At 70.8% G+C, this 26,902-nt stretch carries 24 protein-coding genes; 11 read left to right on the top strand and 13 right to left on the bottom strand.

Annotated features, from left to right (window positions below):
* Window positions 1-3: 3 nt before the first annotated feature.
* The 4 genes from AC068Z_RS02255 to AC068Z_RS02240 all read right to left on the bottom strand — a co-directional run bounded on the left by AC068Z_RS02255 (window position 4) and on the right by AC068Z_RS02240 (window position 3,088).
* On the bottom strand, window positions 4-504 hold the full coding sequence (locus tag AC068Z_RS02255) for a DUF4291 domain-containing protein (protein WP_478551459.1): 501 nt from the start codon (window positions 502-504) through the stop codon (window positions 4-6).
* Window positions 505-640: 136 nt separating this feature from the next.
* Window positions 641-1,156: a hypothetical protein gene (locus AC068Z_RS02250; protein WP_478551457.1), complete on the bottom strand. Its 516-nt coding sequence runs from the start codon at window positions 1,154-1,156 to the stop codon at window positions 641-643.
* Between the two features lie 49 nt (window positions 1,157-1,205).
* Entirely contained in the window at window positions 1,206-1,910 is a 705-nt protein-coding gene (msrA, locus tag AC068Z_RS02245) for a peptide-methionine (S)-S-oxide reductase MsrA (protein ID WP_478551455.1), read from the bottom strand.
* 59 nt (window positions 1,911-1,969) lie between these two features.
* On the bottom strand, window positions 1,970-3,088 hold the full coding sequence (locus AC068Z_RS02240; protein ID WP_478551453.1) for a hypothetical protein: 1,119 nt from the start codon (window positions 3,086-3,088) through the stop codon (window positions 1,970-1,972).
* Between the two features lie 108 nt (window positions 3,089-3,196).
* Between AC068Z_RS02240 and AC068Z_RS02235 the strand changes: the two genes are divergently transcribed.
* On the top strand, window positions 3,197-4,351 hold the full coding sequence (locus tag AC068Z_RS02235) for a cystathionine gamma-synthase (protein ID WP_478551451.1): 1,155 nt from the start codon (window positions 3,197-3,199) through the stop codon (window positions 4,349-4,351).
* A gap of 16 nt (window positions 4,352-4,367) precedes the next feature.
* Here the strand turns inward: AC068Z_RS02235 and AC068Z_RS02230 are convergent, their stop codons facing one another.
* The 3 genes from AC068Z_RS02230 to AC068Z_RS02220 form a co-directional block, all read right to left on the bottom strand.
* A complete protein-coding gene (locus AC068Z_RS02230; protein ID WP_478551450.1) occupies window positions 4,368-4,616 on the bottom strand; it encodes a hypothetical protein in 249 nt (82 codons plus the stop codon).
* Complete coding sequence (locus AC068Z_RS02225) at window positions 4,613-5,116, bottom strand: sigma factor-like helix-turn-helix DNA-binding protein (protein WP_478551448.1); 504 nt, start codon at window positions 5,114-5,116, stop codon at window positions 4,613-4,615. The genes AC068Z_RS02230 and AC068Z_RS02225 overlap by 4 nt, the downstream gene beginning before the upstream one ends.
* A 329-nt stretch (window positions 5,117-5,445) precedes the next feature.
* Window positions 5,446-5,952: a MarR family winged helix-turn-helix transcriptional regulator gene (locus tag AC068Z_RS02220; RefSeq protein WP_478551446.1), complete on the bottom strand. Its 507-nt coding sequence runs from the start codon at window positions 5,950-5,952 to the stop codon at window positions 5,446-5,448.
* Window positions 5,953-6,113: 161 nt separating this feature from the next.
* On the opposite strand from AC068Z_RS02220, the gene ilvA reads away from it, so the two are divergent.
* From ilvA to AC068Z_RS02205, 3 genes are all read left to right on the top strand, one after another.
* Window positions 6,114-7,343 carry a threonine ammonia-lyase gene (gene ilvA, locus AC068Z_RS02215; RefSeq protein WP_478551444.1) on the top strand — a complete coding sequence of 410 codons (1,230 nt, stop codon included), beginning with the start codon at window positions 6,114-6,116 and terminating at the stop codon, window positions 7,341-7,343.
* A 133-nt stretch (window positions 7,344-7,476) separates the two neighbouring features.
* Window positions 7,477-8,460 carry an ATP-binding cassette domain-containing protein gene (locus tag AC068Z_RS02210; protein WP_478551443.1) on the top strand — a complete coding sequence of 328 codons (984 nt, stop codon included), beginning with the start codon at window positions 7,477-7,479 and terminating at the stop codon, window positions 8,458-8,460.
* Window positions 8,457-9,263: an ABC transporter permease gene (locus AC068Z_RS02205; protein WP_478551442.1), complete on the top strand. Its 807-nt coding sequence runs from the start codon at window positions 8,457-8,459 to the stop codon at window positions 9,261-9,263. Before AC068Z_RS02210 ends, AC068Z_RS02205 begins: the two co-directional genes overlap by 4 nt.
* Window positions 9,264-9,361: 98 nt before the next feature.
* On the opposite strand, the gene greA is transcribed toward AC068Z_RS02205, so the two are convergent.
* Together greA and AC068Z_RS02195 are read right to left on the bottom strand one after the other, a co-directional pair.
* Complete coding sequence (gene greA / locus AC068Z_RS02200) at window positions 9,362-9,862, bottom strand: transcription elongation factor GreA (RefSeq protein ID WP_451720832.1); 501 nt, start codon at window positions 9,860-9,862, stop codon at window positions 9,362-9,364.
* A 191-nt stretch (window positions 9,863-10,053) separates the two neighbouring features.
* Complete coding sequence (locus AC068Z_RS02195; protein ID WP_478551439.1) at window positions 10,054-10,452, bottom strand: DUF4307 domain-containing protein; 399 nt, start codon at window positions 10,450-10,452, stop codon at window positions 10,054-10,056.
* Window positions 10,453-10,579: 127 nt separating this feature from the next.
* On the opposite strand from AC068Z_RS02195, the gene mca reads away from it, so the two are divergent.
* Window positions 10,580-11,461 (top strand): mycothiol conjugate amidase Mca, encoded by an 882-nt coding sequence (mca, locus tag AC068Z_RS02190; protein WP_478551437.1) that lies wholly within the window; start codon window positions 10,580-10,582, stop codon window positions 11,459-11,461.
* Window positions 11,454-11,696: a hypothetical protein gene (locus AC068Z_RS02185; RefSeq protein ID WP_478551435.1), complete on the top strand. Its 243-nt coding sequence runs from the start codon at window positions 11,454-11,456 to the stop codon at window positions 11,694-11,696. Before mca ends, AC068Z_RS02185 begins: the two co-directional genes overlap by 8 nt.
* Window positions 11,697-11,795: 99 nt before the next feature.
* On the opposite strand, the gene AC068Z_RS02180 is transcribed toward AC068Z_RS02185, so the two are convergent.
* Complete coding sequence (locus tag AC068Z_RS02180) at window positions 11,796-14,990, bottom strand: tetratricopeptide repeat protein (protein ID WP_478551433.1); 3,195 nt, start codon at window positions 14,988-14,990, stop codon at window positions 11,796-11,798.
* A 139-nt stretch (window positions 14,991-15,129) separates the two neighbouring features.
* On the opposite strand from AC068Z_RS02180, the gene AC068Z_RS02175 reads away from it, so the two are divergent.
* The 5 genes from AC068Z_RS02175 (at window position 15,130) to AC068Z_RS02155 (ending at window position 23,851) form a co-directional block, all read left to right on the top strand.
* The gene (locus tag AC068Z_RS02175) at window positions 15,130-17,160 is read left to right on the top strand and encodes a thioredoxin domain-containing protein (protein WP_478551432.1); all 2,031 of its coding nucleotides are present in this window, start codon (window positions 15,130-15,132) and stop codon (window positions 17,158-17,160) included.
* 202 nt (window positions 17,161-17,362) lie between these two features.
* Window positions 17,363-18,631, top strand: coding sequence for a glycosyltransferase (locus AC068Z_RS02170; RefSeq protein ID WP_478551430.1), 1,269 nt, complete (start codon window positions 17,363-17,365; stop codon window positions 18,629-18,631).
* Complete coding sequence (locus AC068Z_RS02165; RefSeq protein ID WP_478551428.1) at window positions 18,628-20,256, top strand: ArnT family glycosyltransferase; 1,629 nt, start codon at window positions 18,628-18,630, stop codon at window positions 20,254-20,256. Before AC068Z_RS02170 ends, AC068Z_RS02165 begins: the two co-directional genes overlap by 4 nt.
* The gene (locus tag AC068Z_RS02160; protein ID WP_478551426.1) at window positions 20,253-21,452 is read left to right on the top strand and encodes a glycosyltransferase; all 1,200 of its coding nucleotides are present in this window, start codon (window positions 20,253-20,255) and stop codon (window positions 21,450-21,452) included. The genes AC068Z_RS02165 and AC068Z_RS02160 overlap by 4 nt, the downstream gene beginning before the upstream one ends.
* The gene (locus AC068Z_RS02155) at window positions 21,449-23,851 is read left to right on the top strand and encodes a galactose oxidase-like domain-containing protein (protein WP_478551425.1); all 2,403 of its coding nucleotides are present in this window, start codon (window positions 21,449-21,451) and stop codon (window positions 23,849-23,851) included. The genes AC068Z_RS02160 and AC068Z_RS02155 overlap by 4 nt, the downstream gene beginning before the upstream one ends.
* Window positions 23,852-23,939: 88 nt before the next feature.
* Here AC068Z_RS02155 and AC068Z_RS02150 read toward each other — a convergent pair whose 3' ends face one another.
* Genes AC068Z_RS02150 through AC068Z_RS02140 form a run of 3 tightly spaced genes read right to left on the bottom strand, consistent with a single transcriptional unit; the run spans window position 23,940 to window position 26,863 of the window.
* Window positions 23,940-24,665, bottom strand: a complete 726-nt coding sequence (locus AC068Z_RS02150) for a Mut7-C RNAse domain-containing protein (protein ID WP_478551424.1) — start codon at window positions 24,663-24,665, stop codon at window positions 23,940-23,942.
* Between the two features lie 33 nt (window positions 24,666-24,698).
* Complete coding sequence (locus tag AC068Z_RS02145) at window positions 24,699-25,325, bottom strand: TetR/AcrR family transcriptional regulator (RefSeq protein ID WP_478551422.1); 627 nt, start codon at window positions 25,323-25,325, stop codon at window positions 24,699-24,701.
* Between the two features lie 5 nt (window positions 25,326-25,330).
* Complete coding sequence (locus AC068Z_RS02140; RefSeq protein WP_478551421.1) at window positions 25,331-26,863, bottom strand: MFS transporter; 1,533 nt, start codon at window positions 26,861-26,863, stop codon at window positions 25,331-25,333.
* Window positions 26,864-26,902 lie beyond the last annotated feature (39 nt).

Below are 26,902 nucleotides of genomic sequence, written 5' to 3'. Positions count from 1 at the left end.
CCGTCATCCCCGCAGATGGGTAAGAAACTCCTCGTCAACAGGGTAGGGACGTTCGCGCGGAAGCAGCCGGCCGGCGGAGTCCAGGTCGCCGCCGCTGACGAGGGCGTGGCTTTCGCGGGCGAGTGGGGTGACGTCCCTGATGGAGACCGTCCATTCGTCCGCGTAGCGTCGTGCGGCCTCATGGGAAAGGCCGAGTTGCAGGGACCGATACGGCAGCGGCCGCAGGCGCAGGTCCCGCTCGGGATCCCACTGCACGCGAGCGGGCGCCCGCTTCAACTGCCGCTGCCAGGCGGCCCGATCGGGGTGCAGGCCGGGCACGTGACTCGACAGGCAGGCGTTGCCCAGCGCCCACGGCTTGATCCACGTCATCCGGTCCCGCTTCCACGCAGGGGGAAAACGCCCCTCACGGGCGGCGGGCAGGCCGATCTCCGGGGCGTAGGCCTGATAGACGGTGATCGTGGATTCCGCGTAGACGGCATGGATCCTGCGGTGCGGTTCTTCCATGACGCACAGCCTGGCGACGACCCGGGCTGAGCGACCACTGATTTACGCCCGCGCCTCGCCTCAGCCGCCGGACGAGGCCACACCGATCGGACAGGCCACCCCCGTCCCGCCGATCCTGTGCTGTCAGGTGAACAGGCTACGCAGCAGGCTGCATCTCGTATCGCTCTGGTGGCCGACCCATTTCCCGGCGCCACCACTGCCCGTCCGCGTCCATGAATCTGAAGACGACCATCAGGCCAATGCGCGTGGCCTGGCCGACAACCTCACCGGAAGCATCGACCAACTCAACCTTCGTTGCCAGCGACTCCCGCGGATGAAGAATGCACGCGGCCCGGCTGGTCGGTATGGGGGCGGGGGCGAGGCGCCAGCCCTCCCCGGGGTGAGCAGGGTGGCGCCGGACATCCATGACTTCGACGTCCGTGATGGCGGTGGAGCCTCCGTTGGTGATCAGTACATCGATTGTCGTGCTGCTTGACCAGGGAGCAGACGCGATCACCAAGGCCGCTCGTCCTTGGGCTGCCCTGGCGTCACGCGCGGTTGCCTCTCGGCCGACCGTGAGCGTTCGCCGGTGCTGGCTCCACCAGGCCGCAAGGGTGACAACCAAAGCTCCGGCACCGCTGATGGCGCCGATCGCACTCCAGAGTTCGTCCATGCCAGCCCACCCCCAGAGCCGCTGCGCGAAGCTCGAACGAGCGTTTCGCCTACTCCCCACCAGGTCCAATGCCCGTGGGGCAAGACGCCCCCCAGTCAGTCTCGAACGGGGTACTCAGCTTGACTCCCGTCCCGCCGATCCCGCAGTACCCCGCCGGGTTTTTGTCGAGGTATTGCTGGTGGTAGGGCTCTGCCGGGTAGAAGGGGCGGTCCTTCGCGGGGAGGATTTCTGTGGTGATCGTGGCGTGGCCCGAGGCTGTGAGGCGTTGTTGGTAGGCCGCTCGGGAGGAGGCCGCCGCCGCTGCCTGGGCGGGGGTGTGGGTGTGGATCGCCGAGCGGTACTGGGTGCCGACGTCGTTGCCCTGGCGGAAGCCCTGTGTGGGGTCGTGGGACTCCCAGAAGGTCTTCAGGAGGCGTTCGTACGGGAGCAGGGCCGGGTCGAAGAGCACGCGGACCACCTCCGTGTGGCCCGTCAGACCCGAGCAGACCTCCTCGTACGTGGGGTGCTCGGTGTAGCCGCCCTGGTAGCCGACCAGTGTCGTCCACACGCCCTCTCCGAGCCGCCAGAACCTGCGCTCGGCGCCCCAGAAGCAGCCCAGGGCGAAGTCGGCGGTCTCCAGGCCCTCGGGGTAGGGGCCGAGCAGCGGGGTGCCGAGGACGGTGTGGCGGTCGGGGACCGCGAAGACCGGCTCGGGGCGGCCGCGCAGCGCCTGCTCGGGCGTCGGCAGCTGGGGCGTACGGCTGTACAGGAACATGCGGGCTCCCATCCCACGGTGGCGGACACGTCAACATGCCCGCCACCCCCGGGCATTCCTCAGTGCGGGAGCGTCGCCGGGCTGCCGCCGTTGGCCTCGTAGCCCGCGACCGCGAGCGCCCGGTACACCGCGAACTCGGCGGCCGGGTCCGGGGAGAGCGTCCACGGCAGGGCGCCGACATGGCCGTCCACGTGTATCAGCTGGTTCATGGCCTCCGCCCAGCGCTCGGCCCGGACCAGGAAGAACACCAGCAGATGACGGACGTGCGCCAGCATCGGGTCGTCGGGGCGGGCCGAGTGCACGGCGTGCAGCGCGCCGTGCATCGCCTTGGTCACGACCTCGCTCTGATAGAAGCCGCTGACCAGGTTGACCTCGGGAAGGTGCTCGAACACCGCGAACAGCGGCATCGCGGCGAGCAGCGAACCCCGGGGCGCCCGGGCGGCCGCGGCCTCCGCGAAGCCGTACGCCTGCTCACGGGAGCCGTGCCACTTCTCGCACCAGTAGTGCAGGGCCGCCAGATGGGCGCCCATGTGGTTCGGCGCGCGGTCCAGGATCTTCAGCCAGAGCTGCTCGAACTCCGGCTGCGAATAGGCGAGGCCCCGGGCGACCGAGAGCTCGACGATGTACGGGATCGGGTCGCCGGGGGCGAGCAGCGCCGCCTCGCCACAGGCCGACCTCGCCTCCTCCATGATGATCCGAAACTCGTCCGTGCCGGGCGTCGCGGTGCGCCACGCCTGCTGCACCAGGAACTCCGCGTGCACGGCCGCGCCACCCGCGTCCTTGGGCTGCTCGGCCCGCCACACCCGCAGCCACTGCCCGCCGGGCGAATCGCTGACCCCGCCGGGCCGCTGCTGGAGCTCCAGCGAGGCGGCGCCCGCGAAGGCCTGCACCCGCTGCCAGCGCCGTTCGCCCTCGGACTCGGTGCCCGCGAGCAGCTGCGAGGCCGCGCGGTAGTCCTGGGTGCGCTGCACCACGTCCAGCACGTCCAGCAGGTCCTGGTCGGGTCCGGGCATCCGGACGTCCAGCTCCTCCTGCCGTGCGAAGCCGTAGTTCGCCGGGTCCGCCGCGTCCGGGTGACCCGGCGAGACCTGCTCGATCATGCCCCGCCGGCGCCGCATGAACGGCAGCACCACGAAGCCGATCATGACCAGCGCCACCAGGACCCAGAGAATTTCCATGCCACAAGCGTTCCAGACCGCACGGACAATTGGCCAACCCGGTCCGCGGCCTGTGGAAAACTCCTCCGCTCCGCCATCAGAGCCGTCGGCGCACTACGCTCGTGACTCATGAGCGACAGGCACATCAGTCAGCACTTCGAGACGCTCGCCATCCACGCGGGCAACACGGCGGACCCCCTCACCGGTGCGGTCGTCCCGCCCATCTACCAGGTCTCGACCTACAAGCAGGACGGCGTCGGCGGCCTGCGCGGCGGCTACGAGTACAGCCGTAGCGCCAACCCCACCAGGACCGCCCTGGAGGAGAACCTCGCAGCCCTCGAGGGCGGCCGTCGGGGGCTCGCGTTCGCGTCCGGACTGGCGGCCGAGGACTGCCTGCTGCGTACGCTGCTCAGCCCCGGCGACCACGTGGTCATCCCCAACGACGCGTACGGCGGCACGTTCCGCCTGTTCGCGAAGGTCGTCGCCCGCTGGGGCGTGGAGTGGTCGGTCGCCGACACCAGCGACCCGGCCGCCGTACGGGCCGCGATCACCCCGAAGACCAAGGCCGTGTGGGTCGAGACCCCCTCCAACCCGCTGCTCGGTATCACCGACATCGCGGCGGTCGCCCAGATCGCCCGGGACGCGGGCGCGCGTCTCGTCGTCGACAACACCTTCGCCACGCCCTACCTCCAGCAGCCGCTGTCGCTCGGCGCCGATGTCGTGGTGCACTCCCTGACCAAGTACATGGGCGGCCACTCCGACGTCGTCGGCGGCGCGCTGATCGTGAGCGACGAAGGGCTCGGCGAGGAACTGGCCTTCCACCAGAACGCGATGGGCGCCGTCGCGGGGCCCTTCGACTCGTGGCTGGTGCTGCGCGGCACCAAGACGCTGTCGGTGCGCATGGACCGGCACAGCGAGAACGCCGCCAAGGTCGCCGACATGCTCTCCCGGCACGCGCGCGTGACGAAGGTGCTCTACCCGGGCCTGCCCGAGCACCCCGGTCACGAGGTCGCCGCCAAGCAGATGCGGTCGTTCGGCGGCATGATCTCCTTCCAGGTGGCGGGCGGTGAGGAGGCGGCCGTCGAGGTCTGCAACCGCGCCAAGGTGTTCACGCTCGGCGAGTCCCTCGGCGGTGTCGAGTCGCTGATCGAGCACCCGGGCCGCATGACGCACGCGTCGGCCGCCGGTTCCGCGCTGGAGGTGCCCGCCGACCTGGTCCGTCTGTCCGTGGGCATCGAGAACGTGGAGGACCTCCTGGAGGACCTCCAGCAGGCGCTCGGCTAGCCACCCCCAGGTGGGCTCACCAGCCGGTCAGCGGTGGAGTCGTCTCCGACGGCGGCTCCACCCAGGGGTGTGCCGTCAGCGCCCACACCAGGAACGCCACCGTCGCGGCGAGCATCAGCAGCCACAGCAGCCGGCGGAGGGCCCTGCGGCGCCGCAGCATCCGCCCGCCGCGCCGGACGGAGTCCCCGTACAGGTCGGGCGGTACGGCCGGTGACGTGCGCTCCATGATCCGCCGTACGGCGGCCTCGCGTTCGGTCCGGTTCATGACGCGGCCGCCCTCGCCCGTACGACCGCGGGGGCGGGCCCGCGCGGGGGGTGCAGCAGGGTCGCCGTGGCCCGGTCGCACAGGGTCCGTACCCGCTCGGTGGGCAGTCCCAGCAGGGCCGCCGTCTGTTCCTCGGCGACCCCCTCGTACAGCCGGAGCACCAGGACGAGACGTTCCTGCGGGCTCAGCACGGCCAGTGGGCTCTCGGGGTGCGGGCGGGCCCGGCCGAGACCGCCGTACTGGTGCCACGCCCCGCGCGCGAAGCGGGTGGCCAGATACTGCCGGGCGTGGTCGTAGGGGTCCTCGCCGCGCAGCCGGTCCCAGACCGCGTAGGTATGGGCGAGGGCGAGTGTCAGCAGGCGCCGCGCGCGGGGGTGGTCGGCCGGTGCCTCCGCCGTGAGCAGCAGGGCGGTGTGCAGCAGCCGGCCCGCCGCGCCCGCGACGAACGCCTCGAACTCCCGGGCCCGGCGGGCGTCCTGGAACGCAAGCCGTTCTCGCACCGCGCCTCCCGCCTGAGGGCGACCCCCTGAGTCAGCGGATCCGGCCACGTACGGGGCGTACGAAGGGGACCCGGTTTCATATGAGGCCAGGGGAGGCCCGGGGTCAAGAGCCGGGCGGCACGCGCGTGTGCGGATCCTCAGGAGGCCGGGACTTTCGGGAGGCCCGGATCCTCAGAAGGCCGGGACTTTCGGGTGGCCGGAATCTTCATGAGGCCGGGACCTTCGCGAGGCCGGGATCTTCAGAAGACTGGGATCTTCAGGAGGCCGAGAGCCTCAGAGGGCCGAGAGCCTCAGAAGGCCGGGATCTTGAGGAGGCCCAGTTCAGTTCCTCAGGAGGCCGGTGCCGGTTCCGCGCCCGGCACGCCGTGGGCGGCCATGCGGGCGGACAGTGCGCTGTTGAAGCGCGTGAGGAGCGTGCAGAACGCCTCGCGCTCCTCCGGCGCCCAGTCGTGTGTCAGCTCGGCCATCAACTGACGCCTGGAGGACCGTACTTCCTCGAGGCGGGACTGCCCGCGCGGGGAGAGCTGCAGCACCACGGCCCGGCCGTCCTCGGGGTGCGAAGTGCGCTTGACAAGCCCGGTGTCCACGAGTGGAGCCACCTGCCGGGTGACCGTCGACGAGTCGATCCCCATGCTCGCGGCGAGCGCCTTGACCCCCATGGGGCCTTCCTTGTCCAGGCGGTTGAGCAGCAGGTAGGCGGCGCGGTCCATGGAGTTGCGCACCTGCCCGACCCCGCCGAGCCGGGTCTGTTCGGCACGACGGGCGAACACCGCCACCTCGTGCTGCAGCGTGTCGAGGAGACCGGTGTCACCGACGGTCGACATGTCCATCGACATTCCAGGTGTTGTGGGCATGGCCGGGGGCTCACTTCATGAAGGGTGCTGGGTTGGGGGACAGGGTACGGGGTTGGGAGGCGGGCCGTACCGGCGCTGCGCAAACCCGTCTCGGTGGTTGGTCACACCAGGAGTGCGCCTGTGTGAACTGCGAGACTTGGGTCATGAGCTACCGCAAGGCCGACCTGCTGCCCCCGGTCACGCTCGACGACGTGCGCGGCGCCCAGAAGATGCTCACGGGCGTGGCTCGGGTGACGGCGATGGAGGGCAGCCGGCACCTGTCCCAGCTGGTGGGCGCGCCGGTGCACCTCAAGTGCGAGAACCTCCAGCGGACCGGCTCGTTCAAGCTGCGCGGCGCCTACGTCCGGATCGCCGGGCTGCTGCCGGAGGAGCGGGCCGCCGGAGTCGTCGCGGCCAGCGCCGGCAACCACGCGCAGGGTGTGGCGCTGGCGTCGTCCCTGCTCGGGGTGCGGTCGACGGTGTTCATGCCCAGGGGCGCCCCGCTGCCGAAGATCAGCGCGACCCGGGACTACGGCGCCGAGGTGCGCCTGCACGGACAGGTCGTCGACGAGACGCTGGCCGCCGCGCAGGAGTACGCGGACGAGACCGGTGCGGTGTTCATCCACCCCTTCGACCACGCCGACGTCATCGCGGGCCAGGGCACGGTCGGCCTGGAGATCCTGGAGCAGTGCCCGGAGGTGCGCACCATCGTCGTCGGCATCGGCGGCGGCGGGCTCGCGGCGGGCATCGCGGTGGCGGTGAAGGCGATCCGCCCCGACGTGCGGATCGTGGGTGTGCAGGCGGCGGGCGCGGCGGCGTATCCGCCCTCCCTGGCGGCCGGGCGTCCGGTGTCGGTGCGGAACCCGGCGACGATGGCCGACGGCATCAAGGTCGGGCGGCCCGGCGATGTGCCGTTCCGGATCATCGGCGATCTGGTGGACGAGGTCCGCACGGTCACCGAGGACGAGCTGTCCACGGCGCTGCTGCTGTGCCTGGAGCGGGCCAAGCTGGTGGTGGAACCGGCCGGGGCGAGCCCGGTCGCCGCGCTGCTGAGCGATCCCGGCTCCGTCGAGGGCCCGGTGGTCGCGGTGCTGTCCGGCGGCAACGTCGACCCGGTGCTGATGCAGCGGGTGCTGCGGCACGGCATGGCGGCGCAGGGCCGCTACCTGGCCGTACGGCTGCGGCTCACGGACCGTCCGGGGGCGCTCGCGACGCTGCTCGGGGTGTTGTCAGTGGTGGACGCTAACGTCCTCGACGTGAGCCATGTGCGGACCGATCCCCGGCTCGGGCTCACGGAGGCGGAGGTCGAGCTGCACCTGGAGACGAAGGGTCCGGCGCACTGCGCCGAGGTCGGCCAGGCCCTGCGCGAGGCCGGTTACACGGTCATCGACTGAGGTCAGAACCGACTGCGTCACTCGTTCGAGTAATCCCATTGAGAGACGCGATACATCGCGTTATGGTGTGTGTCACAGAGTCCATCGCACCACCCAGGCTCACCGAAGCATCCCCGACGACGCGGAGACTTATATGCCAGGCGCCATCCATGCCGAAGGTCTGGTGAAGACCTTCGGCGACGTAAGGGCACTGGACGGTGTCGACCTCGATGTGCCGGAAGGCACCGTCCTGGGCCTGCTCGGGCCGAACGGAGCGGGCAAGACCACCACCGTCCGCTGTCTGACGACCCTGCTGCGCCCCGACAGCGGCAAGGCCGTCGTCGCCGGTGTCGACGTGCTCAAGCACCCCGACGCCGTGCGCCGCTCCATCGGTCTGTCCGGCCAGTTCGCGGCGGTCGACGAATATCTCACCGGCCGCGAGAACCTCCAGATGGTCGGCCAGCTCTACCAGATGAAGGCGAAGGCGGCCAAGGCCCGCGCGCAGGACCTGCTGGAGCAGTTCGACCTCGCCGAGGCCGCCGACCGTCCCACCAAGACCTACTCGGGCGGGATGCGCCGCCGCCTCGACCTCGCGGCGGCCCTGGTCGTCTCACCGCCCGTGATGTTCATGGACGAGCCGACCACCGGCCTCGACCCGCGCAACCGGCAACTGCTGTGGGAGGTCATCAAGCGGCTCGTCTCCGGCGGTACGACCCTGCTGCTGACCACCCAGTACCTGGAGGAGGCCGACCACCTCGCGCATGACATCGCTGTCGTGGACCACGGCCATGTCATCGCCCAGGGCACCTCCGACGAGCTCAAGGCCCGCACCGGCGGCGAGCGCGTCGAGGTCGTGGTGCACGAGCGCGAGCACATACAGGGCGCGTCCGAGGTGCTCAGCGGCTTCGGCAAGGGCGAGACCACCGTCGAGGACCACATGCGCAAGCTCACGGTCCCGGTGACCGGCGGCGCGAAGCTCCTCGCCGAGGTCATCCGCGAGCTGGACGCCCGCGGTATCGAGATCGACGACATCGGCCTGCGCCGCCCGACCCTCGACGACGTCTTCCTGTCCCTGACGGGACACGTGGCCGAGGCGAAGGACCAGGAGCAGGAGCCCGGGAAGGAGCAGGTCGCATGAGTTCCGCGACTGACGCGCTGGTCATCGCCCGCAGGAACCTGATCCGCATGACCAGGATTCCCGAGATGATCCTGTTCGGTGTCATCCAGCCGGTGATGTTCGTGGTCCTGTTCACGTACGTCTTCGGCGGCTCGATGAGCGTCGGCGGGAGCACCGACCCGGACGTCTACACCAACTTCCTGATGGCCGGCATCTTCGCCCAGACGGTGACGTTCGCGACCGCGGGGTCGGCGGCCGGTATCGCGGACGACATGCAGAAGGGGCTCGTCGATCGCTTCCGCTCGCTGCCGATGGCCCGCGGTGCGGTGCTGACGGGCCGGACCGTCGCGGATCTCGTCCAGACGTGCATCACGCTGTTCGTGCTCGCGATCGTGGCTCTGCTCGTGGGCTGGCGTACCGGCTCGGCGGAGCCGACCAACGCGGGCCGGGTCCTGGCGGCCTTCGGCCTGCTGCTGCTCCTCGGCTACGCCTTCACCTGGATCGGGGCCCTGATCGGGCTCTCGGTCCGGACCCCGGAGGCGGCCACCTCGGGCGGGATCATCTGGCTGTTCCCGGTCACGTTCATCTCGAACGCCTTCGTCGACTCCAGTCAGATGACGCCCTGGCTCCGGCATGTGGCCGAGTGGAACCCGTTCAGTGCGACGGTGCAGGCGTGCCGTGAGCTGTTCGGCAATCCGGGAGTGGTGCAGTCCGACGCCTGGCCCATGCAGCATCCGGTCTGGGCGTCCCTGATCTGGTCCGTGGTGATCGTCGCGCTCTTCCGGACGCTGGCGGTGCGGAAGTACCGCTCGGCGGACGGTTGACCGCCACCGCCCCGCTCGGTACCGCATGACGACGCCCCCGGCGTCACGCGCAGGTCGCGCGGACGCCGGGGGCGGGTCAAGGGCGTGCTGGGGCGGGGTCAGCCGCTGTAGGGCTCGGCCTTCAGGATCCGCACCGAGGCCTTCTTGCCGTTCGGCAGTTCGTACTCCGCGTCCTCGCCGACCTTGTGGCCGATCACGCCGGCGCCCAGCGGGGACTGCGGCGAGTAGGTCTCGATGTCGGCGCTCGCGTACTCGCGCGAGGCGAGCAGGAAGGACAGGGTGTCGTCCTCGTCACCGTCGAAGGCGATCGTCACGACCATGCCGGGCGCGACCTCGCCCTCCGCGGAGGTCGGAGCCTCGCCGACCTGGGCGTTCTCGAGGAGCTGGGTCAGCTGGCGCACACGGAGCTCCTGCTTGCCCTGCTCCTCCTTGGCCGCGTGGTACCCGCCGTTCTCGCGCAGGTCGCCCTCCTCGCGCGCGGCCGCGATCTTGGCGGCGATCTCCGTGCGCGCAGGACCAGTAAGGTACTCAAGCTCGTCCTTGAGCTTGTTGTACGCCTCCTGGGTCAGCCAGGTGACGGACTCGCTGGTCTGGGTCACAGGTGCTCCTCGTCGGTACTGGGAATACAAAGCATCGCCCTACCCAGAAGAATGTTCCTTCACGGATGGGCGAAACCACGAGCCTAACAATTCAATGGCTCCAGGGGGAGGACATAAGCCACCAGAATTACGTCAACGCAGGTCAGCGCCTACGCAATGTGAGGGAAACCGCTCCCGTGGACCCGTATGGGTCAGTCGGCGTGGCACCCGAGCAGCTCGGCGGTCGTGCCCGTCGAGGTCGTACGAAGCGTGACGACCTTGTCGATCCGGGTCGCGTCCCCGTCGAACCGGAAGTCCGCCCGGCCCACCTCGGCGCCGTCCTCCGCCTGCGAGCGGATCGTGCAGTAGCCGGAGGCGCCGGCGTCCTTGCGGACCTCCAGGTGCACCTTGACCGCGCTCTCGGTGAAGTCGTACTCGATGATCTCGGCGCTGATATTGTTCTGGCCGACGTAGTGGTAGCCGAAGTACCCCGTCATCGCCACGAGCAGGGCCCCGAGGACGACGCCGGCGAGCTTGAGCCTGCGGTCGGCGCGCTCGTCCGAGGAGCGCCCGTACCGGCCCTCGGGCAGTCGCGTGCTCGCCGTGGTCATGATCGTCCTCTCGGCGGGGCGGGCCGTGCAGCGGGCCCAGGAATTATTCGGCCCCCGATTCGGTCACTATAGAAGCCGCCGTATGCGCCCGTTCACACCGGGGGCGCCGACCGACGAGGATTGAGTCTTGACTGACCAGCTGCGACTGATGGCCGTGCACGCCCACCCCGACGACGAGTCGAGCAAGGGCGCGGCCACCATGGCGAAGTACGTGTCCGAGGGGGTGGACGTGCTGGTCGTGACCTGCACGGGCGGGGAGCGCGGGTCCATCCTCAATCCCAAGCTCCAGGGCGACAAGTACATCGAGGAGCACATCCACGAGGTACGCAAGAGGGAGATGGACGAGGCCCGCGAGATCCTCGGGGTCAAGCAGGAATGGCTCGGCTTCGTCGACTCCGGCCTGCCCGAGGGCGACCCGCTGCCCCCGCTGCCGGAGGGCTGCTTCGCCCTGGAGGACGTCGACAAGGCGGCGGGCGAGCTGGTGCGGAAGATCCGCGCGTTCCGTCCCCAGGTGATCACCACCTACGACGAGAACGGCGGCTACCCGCACCCCGACCACATCATGACCCACAAGATCTCGATGGTGGCCTTCGAGGGCGCCGCGGACACCGAGAAGTACCCGGAGGCCGAGTTCGGCCCGGCGTACCAGCCGCAGAAGCTCTACTACAACCAGGGCTTCAACCGCCCCCGCACCGAGGCGCTGCACCAGGCGATGCTGGACCGGGGCCTGGAGTCGCCGTACGGGGAGTGGCTCAAGCGCTGGGACGAGTTCGAGCGCACCGAGCGCACGCTGACCACGCACATTCCGTGCGCGGACTTCTTCGAGATCCGCGACAAGGCCCTGATCGCGCACGCCACGCAGATCGACCCCGACGGCGGCTGGTTCCGGGTGCCCATGGAGCTCCAGCGGGAGGTCTGGCCGACGGAGGAGTACGAGCTGGCGAAGTCCCTCGTCGCTACCTCCCTCCCCGAGGACGACCTCTTCGCGGGCGTCCGCGACAATGCCTGACATGAGCGCAAGCGCAAGCCTGGCAATGACGCACCTCGCCACCCTCGCGAAGGAGGTCGACGAGGACAAGGTCACCCCCGGCGTCCTCGGCTTCATCGTCTTCGCGGTGATGGCACTGGCGGTGTGGGGCCTGATGAAGTCCATGAACAAGCACATGAGCAAGGTCGCCTTCACGGAGGCCCCGGACCCGGAGGCGGACGCCCCCGCGGAGGACTCCCCGAAGGCGAAGGACTGAGCGGCGCCCGCTCGTCACCGTGAGTGTCCGGCCACGGACAGCAGCAGGTGCGCTGTCTGTGGCCGCGGGTGGTCGAAGTGGGCTCTCACGGCTTCCCCCTCACCCCGAAGACGCCCCCACCGCCACCCCCATGACCTCCCGGGCATGCCGGTTCGGGACCATGCGCAGGCGCCAGGCCTGCCAGCCCGCCTCCAGGTTCACGCCTCGTTCCAGCAGCAGCCGGTACGCGCCCACGTACTCGTCCAGCTTCTCGTCCCGCGTCACGTGGCCGCCCCGCGACAGCTGGGACAGTTCCTCCTGGGCCACCGCCGTGCCCACCTCGACGCCTCCCGGGGCCGCGTAGGGGAGCAGGGTGCAGCGGAGGAAGCGGGCCCAGTCCTCGCCTCGGCGGTCGCCGTAGGACGTGAAGAGGCCGATCGCCTCGTCGCACAGGGCCAGCGCCTGCTGGGTGCGGGAGTTGCCCGCCTCCACCACCGCCAGTTCCAGGCAGGTCCAGGCCTCGCCGTGGGCCACGCCGATGCGCTGGAAGTCGGCGCGGGCGTCCACCAGGAGCTGGCGGGCGAACCCGGAGTTCCTGAGCGAGCCCGTCTGGGCCGCTCGCAGGTCTCTCGTCGCCCTCGCCGAGTGGTGCCGGGCGCAGGCCAGGCCGTAGACGTCTCGCATGCGGGAGAACATCGTGCGGGAACGTTCCAGTTCGCGGACCGCCTGGTCCAGGTCGCCCGTCTCCTCCAGGGCCTGGCCCAGGTAGTAGATCGTCCAGGCCTCGCCGCGCGCGTCCTCGTTGTCGCGGTGGCGGGAGGCCGCCGCGCGCAGGCCCTCCACCGCCGCCGGCGCGTCCCCCGCCACCAGGCGGGCGCGGGCCAGCTGGGTCAGCGCCCACGCCTCGCCGCGTGCGTCGTGGGTACGGCCGTACAGGTCCAGGGCCGAGCGCAGTTCGCGCTCCGCTCTCGGGACGTCGCCCATGCGCAGGCCCAGCTGGCCGAGCTGGAAGTGGGCCCAGGCCTCGCCGTGCACCGACTCGCCCGCGCGGTGCAGTTCCAGGGAGCGGGTCAGGAGGTCCAGGGCCTCCGAGAGATGTGCCCGGTCGCGTTCCACCGCGGCCAGGGCGTGCATCGTCCAGGCCCGGTCCGTGGCCAGTTGGGGAGGGGTCTGGAGGTCCAGCGCCTCCCGCAGTTTCCGCGCCGCCTCCGTCAGCTGGCCCTGGTGGTGCAGGGTGATGCCGAGCGAGCACAGGGCGCGGGCCGCGCCCGCGTCGTGGTGGGCCTCCATGTAGAGGTCGACCACCGAGGCCAGCGTCGTGCGGGCCTTGTCCAGCTCGCCCAGCTGCCGCGCCGCGATGCCCGTGCGCCACTGCACCGAACGCATCAGCAGGCCCTGGTCCACGGCCTGCGCCAGCTCGCTGATCTCGCCCAGGCGGTACAGGTCCCCGCGCAGCAGGCAGTAGTCGCACAGCGCGCCCAGCAGCTCCAGTACCGCCGCCTGGTTCACGCCCTCCGCGTGCCGCAGCGCCGAGGTGATGAAGCTCGACTCGTCGTCCAGCCAGCGCAGGGCCTCGTCCAGGGAGGTGAAGCCGTGCGGGCTGAAACGGTCCGAGCGTGTCGACATGTTGCCGTCGACCAGGCGCAGCACCGAGTCCGCCAGATCGGCGTAGTTCACGATCAGCCGCTCCTGCGCCGAGGTGCGCTCGGCCGGCTCCTCCTCGTCCAGGAGACGGGCGTGGGCGAAGGCGCGGACCAGGTCGTGCAGGCGGTAGCGGTTGCCGCGGACATGGTCGATCAGGCCCGCCTCGGACAGGGCGACCAGGTGGCGGGTCGCCTCCGGCTCGTCCGTGGCGAGCAGGGCGGCGGCCGCCGCGGCGCCCAGCGAGGCCCGCCCGGCCAGCGCCAGCCGGCGCAGCAGCCGCCGGGCCGGCTCCGACTGGTCGGTGTAGCGCAGCCACAGCACCCGCTCGACCGGCTCCACGGGACCGTACGCGGACAGGTCCGTGGCCAGCCGGCGCGGGGAGCGCGGGCCCAGCGAGGAGCCCGCGATGCGCAGGGCGAGCGGCAGGCCCCCGCACAACTGGCGGATCCGGTCGGCGGATTCGGCGTCGTACGGGCCGGAGGCGTCCTGCGCCACCGCGCTCAGCAGCTCCTCCGCGCCCGCCGCGTCCAGCGGTTCCACCGGCAGCCGGTGCACCCAGGCGGGCAGGTCCCCGGGCAGCTCCAGGGGCGTGCGGGCCGCGACCAGGAGCAGGCTCTCGGACCGCTCGGGCAGCAGGGTGCGCACCTGCTCCGGGTCACTGGCGTCGTCGAGGACGATCGTGACCGGCAGTCCGGTCAGATGCTGGTGGTACAGCTCGCTCAGCCGCTTGACCTGGTGCTCGGGGGAGGAGCGCTCCCGGAACAGCAGCTGCTCGCGCGGCGCGCCCAGCCGGTTCAGCAGATGCAGCAGGGCGTCCCGTGTCGACAGCGGCGGTTCCTCCGCGGTGTCGCCGCGCAGGTCCACCACACAGGCGCCGCGAAACTGGTCCTTCAGGTCGTGCGCCGCCAGCACCGCCAGCGCCGTACGACCGCTGCCGGGTTCCCCGTGCAGCACGACCACCGTCGGACGGGTCTCCGTGCTCGCGCGGGCCGCCTGCACCCACTGCCGGATCCGCCCCAGCTCCTGGCGGCGGCCCGCGAACGGTTCCTCCGGCTCCGGGAGCTGGCCGAAGGACTGCTCCAGCACGCTGCGCCCGCGGGCCGCCGCGCTCTTGTCGGTGCCGCGCAGGGTCGGCTTCTTCCCCGTCGAGGCGCTCAGCACCCGCTGCTGGTCCAGGAACGGCCGGATGCCGCGTACCTCCAGCGCGGTCAGCCACTGCAGCCGCAGCTGCTCCAGGCCGCCGGGCTGCCCGACCGCCCCGGCCCGGTGGTGCGCGGCCGGCAGATGCGCCCCGGCCACCTTCACCACCGTCGCCGCGGCGCCGACGACGCCCACGGTCACGCCCGCGCCCAGGGCCGTCCCGGTGCCGGTGCCGAGCGCCAGGTCGGCCACCACGGCGGCGACGCCCGCCACCCCGGCGACCAGCAGCGGCGTACCGCCGCCCTCGCGGGCGTACCGCTGCCCGAAGGTGAGCCGTCCGGCCTCCGCCTCCTCGACCGCGCGGCTGTACGTCTCGTACTCCTCCGCCGCGGACGCGGCCATGGCGTCCAGCGCTCCCTTCGCCCGGGACAGCAGCACACCTCCGTCGGTGCGCCCGCCGGAGCGCCGCACCTCCTCCTCCACGGCCCGGGCCAACAGCCGCTCGGCCTCTGTCCGATGGCTGTCCCGCATGTCACGTCCCCCTCCGGCGGCAACGGCTTTCTTGGTCAAGTGTGCTGCGGACCGGACGCCGTGGGGAGGGGGCGGCATGATCGGGCTCGTGGGGTGTGCTGTCCCGCGCTCCCCGGGGTACTGCGGCAGGATGGACCTCATGCCGAACCGACTGGCCCATGAGACGTCTCCGTACCTGCTCCAGCACGCCGACAACCCCGTCGACTGGTGGCCCTGGTCGGACGAGGCATTCGAGCGGGCGCGCAGCACCGGCAAACCCGTACTGCTGAGCGTCGGCTACTCGAGCTGCCACTGGTGCCATGTCATGGCCCACGAGTCCTTCGAGGACCAGGCCACCGCCGACTACCTCAACGAACACTTCGTCAACATCAAGGTCGACCGCGAGGAGCGTCCCGACGTGGACGCCGTCTACATGGAGGCGGTGCAGGCCGCCACGGGGCAGGGCGGCTGGCCGATGACCGTGTTCCTGACGCCCGACGCCGAGCCCTTCTACTTCGGCACCTACTTCCCGCCCGCCCCCCGGCACGGCATGCCCTCCTTCCGGCAGGTGCTGGAAGGGGTGCGGCAGGCCTGGGACGGGCGGCGGGACGAGGTCTCCGAGGTGGCCGGGAAGATCGTGCGGGACCTCGCCGGGCGGGAGATCTCCTACGGAGACAGCCAGGCGCCCGGGGAGGAGGAGCTGGCGAAGGCGCTACTCGGGCTCACCCGGGAGTACGACCCGCAGCGCGGCGGGTTCGGGGGCGCGCCCAAGTTCCCGCCGTCCATGGTCATCGAGTTCCTGCTCCGCCATCACGCGCGGACCGGGTCCGAGGGCGCGCTGCAGATGGCGTCCGACACCTGTGAGCGGATGGCCCGCGGCGGGATCTACGACCAGCTCGGCGGCGGATTCGCGCGGTACTCCGTGGACCGTGACTGGGTCGTGCCGCACTTCGAGAAGATGCTCTACGACAACGCCCTGCTGTGCCGGGTGTACGCCCACCTGTGGCGGACCACCGGCTCCGAGGCGGCCCGGCGGGTCGCGCTGGAGACCGCCGACTTCATGGTGCGGGAACTGCGCACCGCCGAGGGCGGGTTCGCCTCCGCGCTCGACGCCGACAGCGACGACGGCAGCGGCAAGCACGTCGAGGGCGCCTACTACGTCTGGACTCCGCAGCAGCTCCGGGACGTCCTCGGGGACGACGCCGATCTCGCCGCCCAGTACTTCGGCGTGACCGAGGAGGGGACCTTCGAGGAGGGCGCCTCCGTCCTCCAACTCCCGCAGCAGGAAGGCGTCTTCGACGCCGACAAGGTCTCCGGCATCAAGGAGCGGCTGCTCGCCGCCCGTGCCGAGCGGCCCGCGCCCGGCCGGGACGACAAGGTCGTCGCCGCCTGGAACGGGCTCGCCATCGCCGCGCTGGCCGAGACCGGGGCCTACTTCGACCGCCCCGACCTCGTCGAGGCCGCGGTGTGCGCCGCCGATCTCCTCGTACGCCTGCATCTGGACGAGCAGGTGCGGATCGCCCGTACCAGCAAGGACGGGCAGGTCGGGGCCAACGCCGGGGTTCTGGAGGACTACGCCGACGTCGCCGAGGGGTTCCTCGCGCTCGCGTCCGTCACCGGTGAGGGGGTGTGGCTGGAGTTCGCCGGGTTCCTGCTCGACCATGTGCTCACCCGGTTCGTCGACGCGGAGTCGGGGGCCCTGTACGACACCGCCGTGGACGCCGAGCGGCTCATCCGGCGGCCGCAGGACCCGACCGACAACGCGGCGCCGTCCGGCTGGACCGCCGCCGCGGCGGCCCTGCTCAGCTATGCCGCGCAGACCGGCGCCGAGCCCCATCGCACCGCCGCCGAGCGGGCGCTCGGGGTCGTGAAGGCGCTCGGGCCGCGCGTGCCCCGGTTCATCGGCTGGGGGCTCGCCGCCGCCGAGGCGCGGCTCGACGGGCCCCGGGAGGTCGCGGTCGTCGGGCCCGCGCTGGACGACCCGGCCACCCGGACCCTGCATCGCACGGCTCTGCTCGGCACCGCGCCCGGTGCCGTCGTCGCCGTGGGGACAGCGGACAGTGACGAGTTGCCGCTGCTCGCGGGACGGCCGCTGGTCGGCGGTGAACCGGCCGCGTACGTCTGCCGTAACTTCACGTGTGACGCCCCGACGACCGACCCGGAGCGACTGCGCGCGGCGCTGAGCGGCTGAAAGGCCGGCCGGGAGGGTCCGTTCGGCCTGCCCAAATTGGGCAAGTGTTCGGATAGCTCCCGCTAGGCGCCGCACCGTTCCGAAACAAGCTATTTATCGGAACACCTCTCGCGCTTCACAGTTCCCCCCTAATCTCTGCACAGTGGCGCGACGGTTGTGACTCCCCGTCGCGACAGGGGGATTTGGGATCTGGGGGGATCTTTTGCTCACGTCTGTCTTCATCGCTGTCGTCTCACTGGCCCTGTTCTGGATGGCGGCGTTCACCCTGTGGTGGCAGATGCACGCGTGGCGTACGCCCGAGGTGCTCGCCTCCACCCGGTTCAGCAGACCGGACGGCGGTGAGCACCTGTCGTTCTCGCTGCTGCTTCCCGCCCGGCACGAGCAGGCCGTGCTCGACCACACCATCCAGCGGCTGCTGGAGTCGAGCCACACCGACTTCGAGATCATCGTGATCGTCGGGCACGACGACCCGGAGACAACGGCCGTCGCCGAGCGGGCGGCCGCGCGGGACCCACGGGTCCGGGTCGTCGTCGACACGCACGAGAAGAAGAACAAGCCGAAGGCCATGAACACGGCGCTGCCGCACTGCCGCGGCGACGTCGTCGGGGTCTTCGACGCCGAGGACCAGGTCCACCCGGAGCTGCTCGCCCACGTCGACCACGCGTTCCGCACCACCCGGGCGGACGTGGTGCAGGGCGGCGTCCAGCTCATCAACTTCCACTCCAGCTGGTACAGCCTGCGCAACTGCCTGGAGTACTTCTTCTGGTTCCGCTCCCGGCTCCACCTGCACGCGCAGAAGGGCTTCATCCCGCTCGGCGGCAACACCGTCTTCGTCCGCACCGACGTGCTGCGGGAGGCCGACGGCTGGGACCCCAACTGCCTCGCCGAGGACTGCGATCTGGGCGTCCGTCTGTCCAGCGTCGGCAAGAAGGTCGTCGTCGCCTACGACTCCGACATGGTGACCAAGGAGGAGACGCCCGGCAGCCTGATGTCGCTGCTCAAGCAGCGCACCCGCTGGAACCAGGGCTTCCTTCAGGTCTACCGGAAGAAGGACTGGAAGCAACTGCCCACCTTCGGGCAGCGGTTGCTCGCCCGCTACACCCTCACCACGCCGTTCCTCCAGGCCTTCACCGGTCTGATCATCCCGCTCAACGTGGCGATCGCCCTGTTCCTCGACGTACCGGTGTCGATCGCGTTCATCACCTTCCTGCCGGCCGTCACCGCCTTCGTCACCTTCGTCTTCGAGGTCGTCGGACTGCACGACTTCGGCAAGCAGTACGGACTTCGCGTCCGCTTCGTGCACTACCTGAAGCTCATCGTCGGCGGTCCCTTCTACCAGGTGCTGCTCGCCGGCGCCGCGATCCGTGCCGTCTGGCGCGAGCAACGCGGCCGCAACGACTGGGAGTTGACCACCCATGTCGGCGCCCACCTCAACCAGGCCGACGTGATCCGAGAGGACGTCCCCGCGTGACCTCCACCCTCCCCGCGGTGACCGCCGAGGTCCCCGCGCAGCGGCAGCCTGCGCCGGAAACCGGTTCGACCGGTCGGACGGCCCCGCCGAAGAGGCTGCGCAGCTCCCGACCCGACCTCCTGCTGTGCGGTCTCCTCCTCGTGGCGATCCTCGTCGTCCAGGGCTGGAACATCGCCGCCTACCCGACGCTCAGCGACGACGAGGGCACCTACCTCGCCCAGGCCTGGGCCGTCCAGGAGGGCAAGGGGCTCGCCCACTACACGTACTGGTACGACCACCCGCCCTTCGGCTGGATCCAGATAGCACTGCTCACCTGGATACCGTCACTGATCAGCCCCGAGTCGATGACCGTCGGCTCGATGCGGGCCGCGATGCTGGTGGTCAGCGGGATCAGCGCGGTCCTGGTGTACGTGCTCGGCCGCCGGCTCTCGCTGCCGCGCTGGGCCGCCGGGCTCGGCATGGTGCTGTTCGGGCTCTCCCCGCTCTCCGTGATCCTGCAGCGCGAGATCTTCCTCGACAACCTCGCGGTGATGTGGACGCTGCTCGCGTTCACCCTCGCCGCGTCCCCGAGCCGCCACCTCTGGCACCACTTCGGCGCCGGCATCGCCGCCGCGACGGCGGTGCTGACCAAGGAGACGATGCTGTTCGTCCTCCCGGCGATCCTCATCACGATGTGGCGGCACAGCCACCGCGACACCCGCAAGTTCGCGGTGACCGGCGCGATCACCGCCTGCGCCCTGATCGGTCTGTCGTACCCCCTCTTCGCCCTGCTGAAGGGCGAGTTGTTCCCCGGCGCCGGGCACGTCTCGCTGTGGGACGGCATCAAGTACCAGATGACCAGGCCGGGTTCGGGCTTCATCCTCGACCAGGGCTCCGGTTCGTACGGCGTCCTGCAGTCGTGGCTCTACTACGACCGTGTCCTCCCCCTCGGCGGCCTCGCCGGCGCCCTCCTGCTGCTGGCCACCTGGCGCTGGTCGGTCACGGCCCGCGCGCTCGCCGGGCCCTGCGCGGCGGTGGCGATCCTCGCCCTGGTCGCGATGCGCCCGAGCGGCTATCTGCCCGCGATGTACATCATCCAGGCGCTGCCGTTCCTCGCCCTCGTCCTCGCCGGGGGCACCGCCTCGGTCGCGCACGCGGTGCTGCGCAAGGGCCGGCTGCCGCTGGCGGGTCGGTACACCCTCGCCGCCGTCCTCGCGATCGGAGCCGGCGCCTATGTCGTACCGCGCTGGTACGACGGTGGCCGCACCGCCGTCACGGCCGACGCCAACGCCCCCTACCGGGCGGCCTCGAAGTGGCTCAGCACCGAGGTGGAGCAGCCCGAGAAGACCCGTGTCCTCGTCGACGACGCGCTCTGGCTGGACCTGGTGCACGCCGGGTACCGGCCCGGCAACGGCGTCATCTGGTTCTACAAGGCCGACCTCGACCCCGCGGTGACCAAGACGATGCCCCGCGGCTGGCGGGACATCGACTACGTGGTCGCCTCCCCGACCGTACGGCGTGACGCGGCCGACCTGCCGAACGTGAAGGCGGCCATGGAGCACTCGACCCCTGTCGCCGTCTTCGGCAAGGGCGAGGACCGCATCGAGATCCGGCAGATCCAGACCGCGGGAGGCGGCGTCCGATGAGCCAGGAGTACACCACCCCGATCCCGGATCTGGAGGCCGCCGAGGTCCCCGAGCCCGGCGCCGTCACCATCGTCGTACCGACCTTCAACGAGTCCGCCAACATCCGTGAACTGCTGCACCAGATCACCGAGTCGGTGCCGGCCCGGCTGCCCTGTGAGGTCGTCTTCGTGGACGACTCCACCGACGACACCCCCGAGGTGATCAAGGAGGCGGCGCAGGACTGCCCGTTCCCGGTGGCAGTGATCCACCGGGACGAGCCCGTGGGCGGGCTCGGCGGGGCGGTCGTGGAGGGGCTCAAGGCGGCCACCTCGGACTGGATCGTCGTGATGGACGGCGACTGCCAGCATCCGCCGTCCCTGGTACCGGAGTTGGTCGCCACCGGTGAGCGGGCGGGCGCCGAACTCGTCGTCGCCTCCCGGTACATCAAGGGCGGCAGCCGGGCCGGGCTCGCCGGCAGCTACCGGGTCGCCGTCTCCCGCGGTGCCACCTGGCTGACCAAGTCGCTCTTCCCGCGCCGGCTGCACGGCATCAGCGACCCCATGAGCGGCTTCTTCGCGATCCGCCGCCAGGCCGTCACCGCCGACGTCCTCAAGCCGCTGGGCTACAAGATCCTCCTGGAACTCGCCGTCCGCAGCCGCCCGCGCCGGGTCGCCGAGGTGCCGTTCGTCTTCCAGGACCGGTTCGCGGGCGAGTCCAAGTCCACCGCCCAGGAGGGCCTGCGTTTCCTGCGCCATCTGGCCGGACTGCGCACCGCCACCCCGGCCGCCCGGATGATCGGCTTCGGCCTGATCGGCGCCTCCGGCTTCGTGCCGAACCTGCTCGCCCTGTGGATCCTCACCGGCCTCGGCATGCACTACCTGCCCGCCGAGATCGTCGCCAACCAGTTCGGGGTCGCCTGGAACTTCCTGCTCATCGAGCATCTGCTGTTCCGCGACCGACGGCAGCACCGCCGCTGGTGGGACCGGGCGGGCCGGTTCGCGCTGCTGGCCAACGCCGACCTGGTGCTGCGGATACCGCTGATCGCGCTGTTCGTCGGCGAGTTCGGGATGGACGCCCTGACCGCCACCGCCGTCGCCCTGGTCACCACCTTCGTCCTGCGCTTCGCCGCGACCGAGGCGCTGGTCTACCTGCCCCGCAACCGCAAGAACACCGGCGGGGAGCAGCACAGGAGCCGCACAGCAAGGAGCACCGCATGAGACACCGACGGAGAACGGCCCTGTTCGCGGTGGGCACGCTCACCGCAGGCCTCCTCCTGACCACACCTCAGTCCGCCTCCGCCGCCAACCTGATCAAGAACCCGGGCTTCGAGACAGCCGGCAACGGTGACATGCCCTACTGCTGGTCCAAGTCCGGCTGGGGCGACAACGACTTCACCTTCGAGACCGTCGCCGACGCCCACTCCGGCTCCAAGGCCATGAAGGTGGAGCTGACCCGGCGCGTCGAGGGCGACCGCAAGGCGCTGATCACCGAGTCCACCGACTGCGCGCCGGTGGTGACGCCGGGGAAGCAGTACGACCTCGGCCTCTGGTACAAGACGACCACCCCGGACGCCAACGTCACCCTGTTCCGGCACGACACCACGGCCGGCTGGCAGTACTGGACCGACCTCAAGACGCTGGAGATGGCCGGGAGCTGGACCGAGGCCACCGTCCGCACCCCCGAGGTCCCGGCCGGCACCGACCGGATCAGCTGGGGCGTCTCGGTGTACGGCACCGGCTCGGCGACCACCGACGACTACACGATGGAACAGGTCCCCGACGTCACCCCGCCGCCGGAGTGCACCGGCACCGCCGAGGAGTGCGCGAACGGCCGCTGGGACGTGCTGCCGGTCCAGAACCCGGTGCGCTCCATGCACTCCGTCGTGCTGCACAACGGCAAGGTGCTGCTGATCGCGGGCTCCGGCAACAGCGAGGAGATGTTCGAGGCGGGCACCTTCACCTCCGCCGTGTACGACCCCGCCAACGGCACCTACAAGGTCATCCCCACCCCGAAGGACATGTTCTGCGCCGGCCATGTCCAGCTGCAGGACGGCCGGGTGCTGGTGATGAGCGGCAACAAGGGCTATCCGTCGGCGGACGGCACGATCGGCTACCAGGGGTACAAGGACTCGTACATCTTCGACCCCGAGACCGAGACGTACACCAAGACCAACGACATGAACGACGGCCACTGGTACCCGTCGGCGACCATCCTCGGCAACGGTGACGTGATCTCCTTCGGCGGGCTGAAGGAGGACTCCACCGGTTCGGTGACCGCGGAGGTCTTCTCGCAGGCCGAGCAGAAGTGGCTCGAACTGTGGAAGGTCAACCAGACCTGGTCGTACTGGGGTCTGTACCCGTCGATGATCCTGATGCAGGACGGCCGCCTCTTCTACTCGGGCAGCCATGTCTTCGGCAACAACATCCCGGGCACCGGCTCGGCGATCTACGACTACGGCGCCAACACCGTCACGCAGGTGCCGGGGCTGCAGAGGAAGGACGAGCGGGACCAGTCGGCGAGCGTGCTGCTGCCTCCGGCGCAGGACCAGAAGGTCCTCACCCTCGGCGGCGGCAACATCGACTCCAACCCCGACGCCAACCGGCTGACCGACATCATCGACCTCAAGCAGCCGAACCCGTCCTACGTGGCCGGGCCGCAGATCCCGCAGGGCAAGGTCGACCTCGGCAACGGTCCGGTGGCGCAGACCGGCGCCCAGGGCAAGATGTACGTCTCGGCCGTACTGCTGCCGGACGGCAAGGTGCTGGAGACGGGCGGCGCGCTGCACAACCGGGCGAACCCCGTCTACGAGACGTCGATCTTCGACCCGGCGACGGAGACCTTCGACCAGGTCGCCGCCGACCCGGAGGCCCGCGGCTACCACTCCTCGGCGTTCCTGCTCCCGGACGGCCGGGTGATGACGACCGGTGACAACCCGGGCAACGGCTCCTGGAACCACAACGTGTCGATCTACACTCCGCCCTATCTGCTCAAGGGCGAGCGTCCGGCGATCACTTCGGTGATCGACACCGAGTGGAACTACGGCGACACGCAGCGGATCACGGTGGACCGGCCGATCGCCAAGGCGGAGCTGATCCGCCCGGCGGCGGTGACGCACTCCTCCGACCCGAACCAGCGCTTCGTCGACCTGCCGCTGTCGGTGGACGGAAACAACATCGACCTCAATGTGACGAGCAACCCCAACCTGGCCCCGCCCGGCTGGTACATGCTCTTCGCGGTCGACGCCAACGGCGTCCCGTCGGTCGCCAAGTGGGTCCACCTGCAAGGTCCTACGGCCCTGAAGGCGACGGACGCCTCGGCGCACGTCCACTCCTTCGCCGACGACCTGTCCGGCAAGGTCACGGGGCCGGGCAAGAAGCGCAAGGCCCAGCCGGTCAGCCCGACGATCTCCGGCTGCGACCGCCACTACGGCTCCGCCAACGTCTGCGTCCCCACGGCCTTCCCGAAGGAGGTCAAGAAGACGACGGCCGCCCGCTGCACCTGGCTCAAGGCCAACGACTACGGCCGCCTGAAGCTCAACGGCAAGGACGACCCGCTGGGCCTGGACAGGAACCGGGACGGAATCGCCTGCGGCAAGAAGGATCTCAGGCGGCGCTGAACCCCCTTAGGGGTGCGGGGAACTGCGCGACCAGCCACGACGGCGAGAAAGCCGCAAGCCGACCGTCGTGGCACCCCGGGTCGCGCAGCTAACCCGCAAACTCCGCCAGGGCGCGTTCCACGATCGCCACCAGCTGATCGTGGTGCGCGCCCTTCCAGTACGCCCGGCCGCAGTCCTGGCACTGGGCGAACACGTCGTACGACCGCTGCGTGCCGCCGTGGAGCTGGTCGGCGACCTCCTCCTTCGTGGCCTCCCTCAGCAGACCGTTGCAGGCGCTGCAGCGGGTCCAGGGGCGCAGTTCGGGGCGGAACCGCTCCAGGACGTCCCGGAGTTGGTCCTCGGGGCGGGTGCTGTACACATACGCCCCGGCCCACAGCTCGCGCCGCCGCAGCAGCCCCCGGTCCCGGCTCAGCATGACCCGCTTCTCGGCCGCCGAACGCGCCGCGAGGGCCGGATCGCCGATGTCCGTCGACTCGTACGCCGTGTCCACGCCGAGGAGGCGCAGGCGCCGGGCGAGGGTGCCGAGGTGGACGTCGAGCAGGAAGCGCAGGGGCGCGCCCGGCACCCGCTGGGGACGCTCCACCGGGCGGACCGCCACCCTGTCGCCCGCCCGGGCGACGTAGGAGAGGGGGACGACGCTGCCGTCCACCTCCAGCGTCCCGACCTCGGTGAGCGGTACGCCGAGGGACTCCACGACGTGGCCGAGGGAGGAGACTCCGTCGGTGACGAGCGCGGTCGCGCCCGTCCGGCGGCCGTGCGGAACGAACAGGGCCAGCTCGGGGGCGACTTCGAGGTGGATCTCCGGTGCGGTCACCCGGTCAGGATGTCATGGGGGAGGGGCGCCGGCTCAGGGCTTTTCCGGGGGCAGTCCGTTCGCGAGGACGTCCAGCGCGCGCTCCAGCAGATCGTGGAGGTCGTCGCGGAAGTCGTGCTCCGCCCAGTACAGGGTGATCTCCGCGAGACCGCCGATGAGGGACATCGTGTAGACCCGCACCTCCAGGCTCTCCGGGTCCCGGCCGGTGCGCTCGGCGATGGCCTGGGTGAGCATCTTCCCGGTGACGGACATGCTCTCCAGCATCCGGGAGCGCACCGCGGGCACCTGGACCATCAGACGCGAGCGCAGCCGCAGGTCGGCGGAGTCCCCCTCCATCCCGGCGCCCACGGCCTTGCGCATCACGTACCGCAGGGTGTCGATCCACGGCTCGTCGGCCGGCCGCTTGCGGATCTCCTCCAGCAGCAGCGGGTCGTACTCGTCGGTGAGGACGATGTCCTCCTTGGTCGGGAAGTACCGGAAGACCGTGGACGGCGACACCTCGGCGCGCTCGGCGATCTGCTCGACCGTCGTGGCGTCGTAGCCCTGTTCCCGGATCAGGGCGTACGTCGCGGCACGGATCGCCGTCCGGGTCTTGATCTTCTTCCGCTCCCGCAGTCCCAGGTGGGAGAGGTCGGCGGAGGTGGTGCGTGCGGCCGTCATGCCGGTCATTGTCCGGCATCGGCCGAGGCCGGGACCAACTCCGCCCTTTCCTTGCCGTCGGTGAGGAACACCGCCGCCGGCAGCGCGGCGACGAGCGAGGCGACCGCGCACACCAGCAGGACGACGCCCATGCCGTGCACGTAGGCGCTGTTCGCGGAGGCCACCAGGTCGGGGGTGCCGGTGCGTTCGGCGACGAGGTGGGCGGCGACCACGGACTCCCCGGCGGTGTCGGCGGCCCCCTCGGGCAGTCCGCCGACGTCCAGGCGGTCGCGGAAGATCCCGGCGAGCAGGCTGCCGAGCAGCGCGATGCCGATCGCGCCGCCGACCTGGCGCAGTGTCATCAGCAGCCCGGAGCCGCTGCCGGCCCGGTCGGCGGGCAGGGCGCCGAGCGCGCCGTCCATCGCGGGCACGACCGAGAAGCCGAATCCGAAGCCGACGACCGAGAGCCACAGCGCGGTGAAGCCATAGCCGGAGTCCACGGTCGTACGGCTGCCCAGCAGGGCGGCGAAGGCCAGCGCCACGAGGCCCGCGCTGACCACGGCACGGGCGCCGAAGCGGGCGACGACGGGCTGCGCGGCCCGTGCGGCGACCAGCAGCCCGCCCATCATCGGCAGCAGCCGCACGCCGGTGCCGAGGGCGTCGTTGCCGAGGACGGCCTGGAGGTACGGGGGCAGCACGAACAGCAGGCCCGAGAGGACGAACATCACCAGGGTCGCGGCGAGGGCGTTGAAGAGGAAGCCGCGGTGGGCGAGGAGCGTCATGTCGAGCATGGGGCGTGTCATGCGCCGCTCGCGCACCACCAGACCGGCGATCAGCACCGCTGAGCCCGCGAACAGGGCGAGCGTGAGCGGGTCGCCCCAGCCGTGCCCGGGCGCCTCGATGATCGCGTAGACGAGGAGGGCGAGCCCCGCCGCGGTGAGCGCGGTGGAGACGGTGTCGACCTTGGGGGAGGCGGGGTCGCGGGTCTCCGGCAGCAGGAACACGCAGGCGGCGATGCCGAGCGCGGCCATCGGCACGTTGACCAGGAAGACCGAGCCCCACCAGAAGTGGTCCAGCAGCCAGCCGCCGATGATCGGGCCGAGCGGCAGGCCGAGCGCGGAGGCGGCGGAGATGACGCCGACCGCCTTGGTGCGCTCGTCGGGGCCGAAGAGCGAGGGCAGCACGGACAGCGCGAGCGGGGTGACCAGCGCGGCGCCGACGCCCATCACCGCGCGGGCGGCGACGACGGTGGTCACGTCCCCGGCGAGGGCGCCGACGACGGATCCGGCCAGGAAGATCCCGAGGCCGGTGATCAGCATCGAGCGTCGCCCGAACCGGTCGCCGAGCAGTCCGGCGGGGAGCATGAGCGCCGCGAACACGACGATGTACGCGTCCGCCATCCACTGCTGCTCACCAGTGGTGGCGCCCAGTTCTGCGGCCATGGTCGGCAGGGCGACATTGAGGATCGTCATGTCGAAGCCGAGGGTCAGCATGCTCGCGACGAGGGCGGCGAGGGCCCACCAGCGGCGGGGGTCGGGAGTCTGAGTGACAGTTACCATGAAATGAGAGTAGCTTTCAAAAGATGCCCACTGTCAATA

The organism is Streptomyces sp. NPDC043726 (assembly GCF_056436565.1).
Note: the sequence above shows the minus strand (reverse complement) of the source record. Positions and strands in the feature narration are given on the sequence as shown.

Coding starts and splice junctions, on each gene's coding strand:
- AC068Z_RS02255 (WP_478551459.1), bottom strand. CDS start 504: ATGGAAGAACCGCACCGCAGGATCCATGCCGTCTACGCGGAATCCACG.
- AC068Z_RS02250 (WP_478551457.1), bottom strand. CDS start 1,156: ATGGACGAACTCTGGAGTGCGATCGGCGCCATCAGCGGTGCCGGAGCT.
- msrA (WP_478551455.1), bottom strand. CDS start 1,910: ATGTTCCTGTACAGCCGTACGCCCCAGCTGCCGACGCCCGAGCAGGCG.
- AC068Z_RS02240 (WP_478551453.1), bottom strand. CDS start 3,088: ATGGAAATTCTCTGGGTCCTGGTGGCGCTGGTCATGATCGGCTTCGTG.
- AC068Z_RS02235 (WP_478551451.1), top strand. CDS start 3,197: ATGAGCGACAGGCACATCAGTCAGCACTTCGAGACGCTCGCCATCCAC.
- AC068Z_RS02230 (WP_478551450.1), bottom strand. CDS start 4,616: ATGAACCGGACCGAACGCGAGGCCGCCGTACGGCGGATCATGGAGCGC.
- AC068Z_RS02220 (WP_478551446.1), bottom strand. CDS start 5,952: ATGTCGATGGACATGTCGACCGTCGGTGACACCGGTCTCCTCGACACG.
- ilvA (WP_478551444.1), top strand. CDS start 6,114: ATGAGCTACCGCAAGGCCGACCTGCTGCCCCCGGTCACGCTCGACGAC.
- AC068Z_RS02210 (WP_478551443.1), top strand. CDS start 7,477: ATGCCAGGCGCCATCCATGCCGAAGGTCTGGTGAAGACCTTCGGCGAC.
- AC068Z_RS02205 (WP_478551442.1), top strand. CDS start 8,457: ATGAGTTCCGCGACTGACGCGCTGGTCATCGCCCGCAGGAACCTGATC.
- AC068Z_RS02195 (WP_478551439.1), bottom strand. CDS start 10,452: ATGACCACGGCGAGCACGCGACTGCCCGAGGGCCGGTACGGGCGCTCC.
- AC068Z_RS02185 (WP_478551435.1), top strand. CDS start 11,454: ATGCCTGACATGAGCGCAAGCGCAAGCCTGGCAATGACGCACCTCGCC.
- AC068Z_RS02180 (WP_478551433.1), bottom strand. CDS start 14,990: ATGCGGGACAGCCATCGGACAGAGGCCGAGCGGCTGTTGGCCCGGGCC.
- AC068Z_RS02175 (WP_478551432.1), top strand. CDS start 15,130: ATGCCGAACCGACTGGCCCATGAGACGTCTCCGTACCTGCTCCAGCAC.
- AC068Z_RS02160 (WP_478551426.1), top strand. CDS start 20,253: ATGAGCCAGGAGTACACCACCCCGATCCCGGATCTGGAGGCCGCCGAG.
- AC068Z_RS02155 (WP_478551425.1), top strand. CDS start 21,449: ATGAGACACCGACGGAGAACGGCCCTGTTCGCGGTGGGCACGCTCACC.
- AC068Z_RS02145 (WP_478551422.1), bottom strand. CDS start 25,325: ATGACGGCCGCACGCACCACCTCCGCCGACCTCTCCCACCTGGGACTG.
- AC068Z_RS02140 (WP_478551421.1), bottom strand. CDS start 26,863: ATGGTAACTGTCACTCAGACTCCCGACCCCCGCCGCTGGTGGGCCCTC.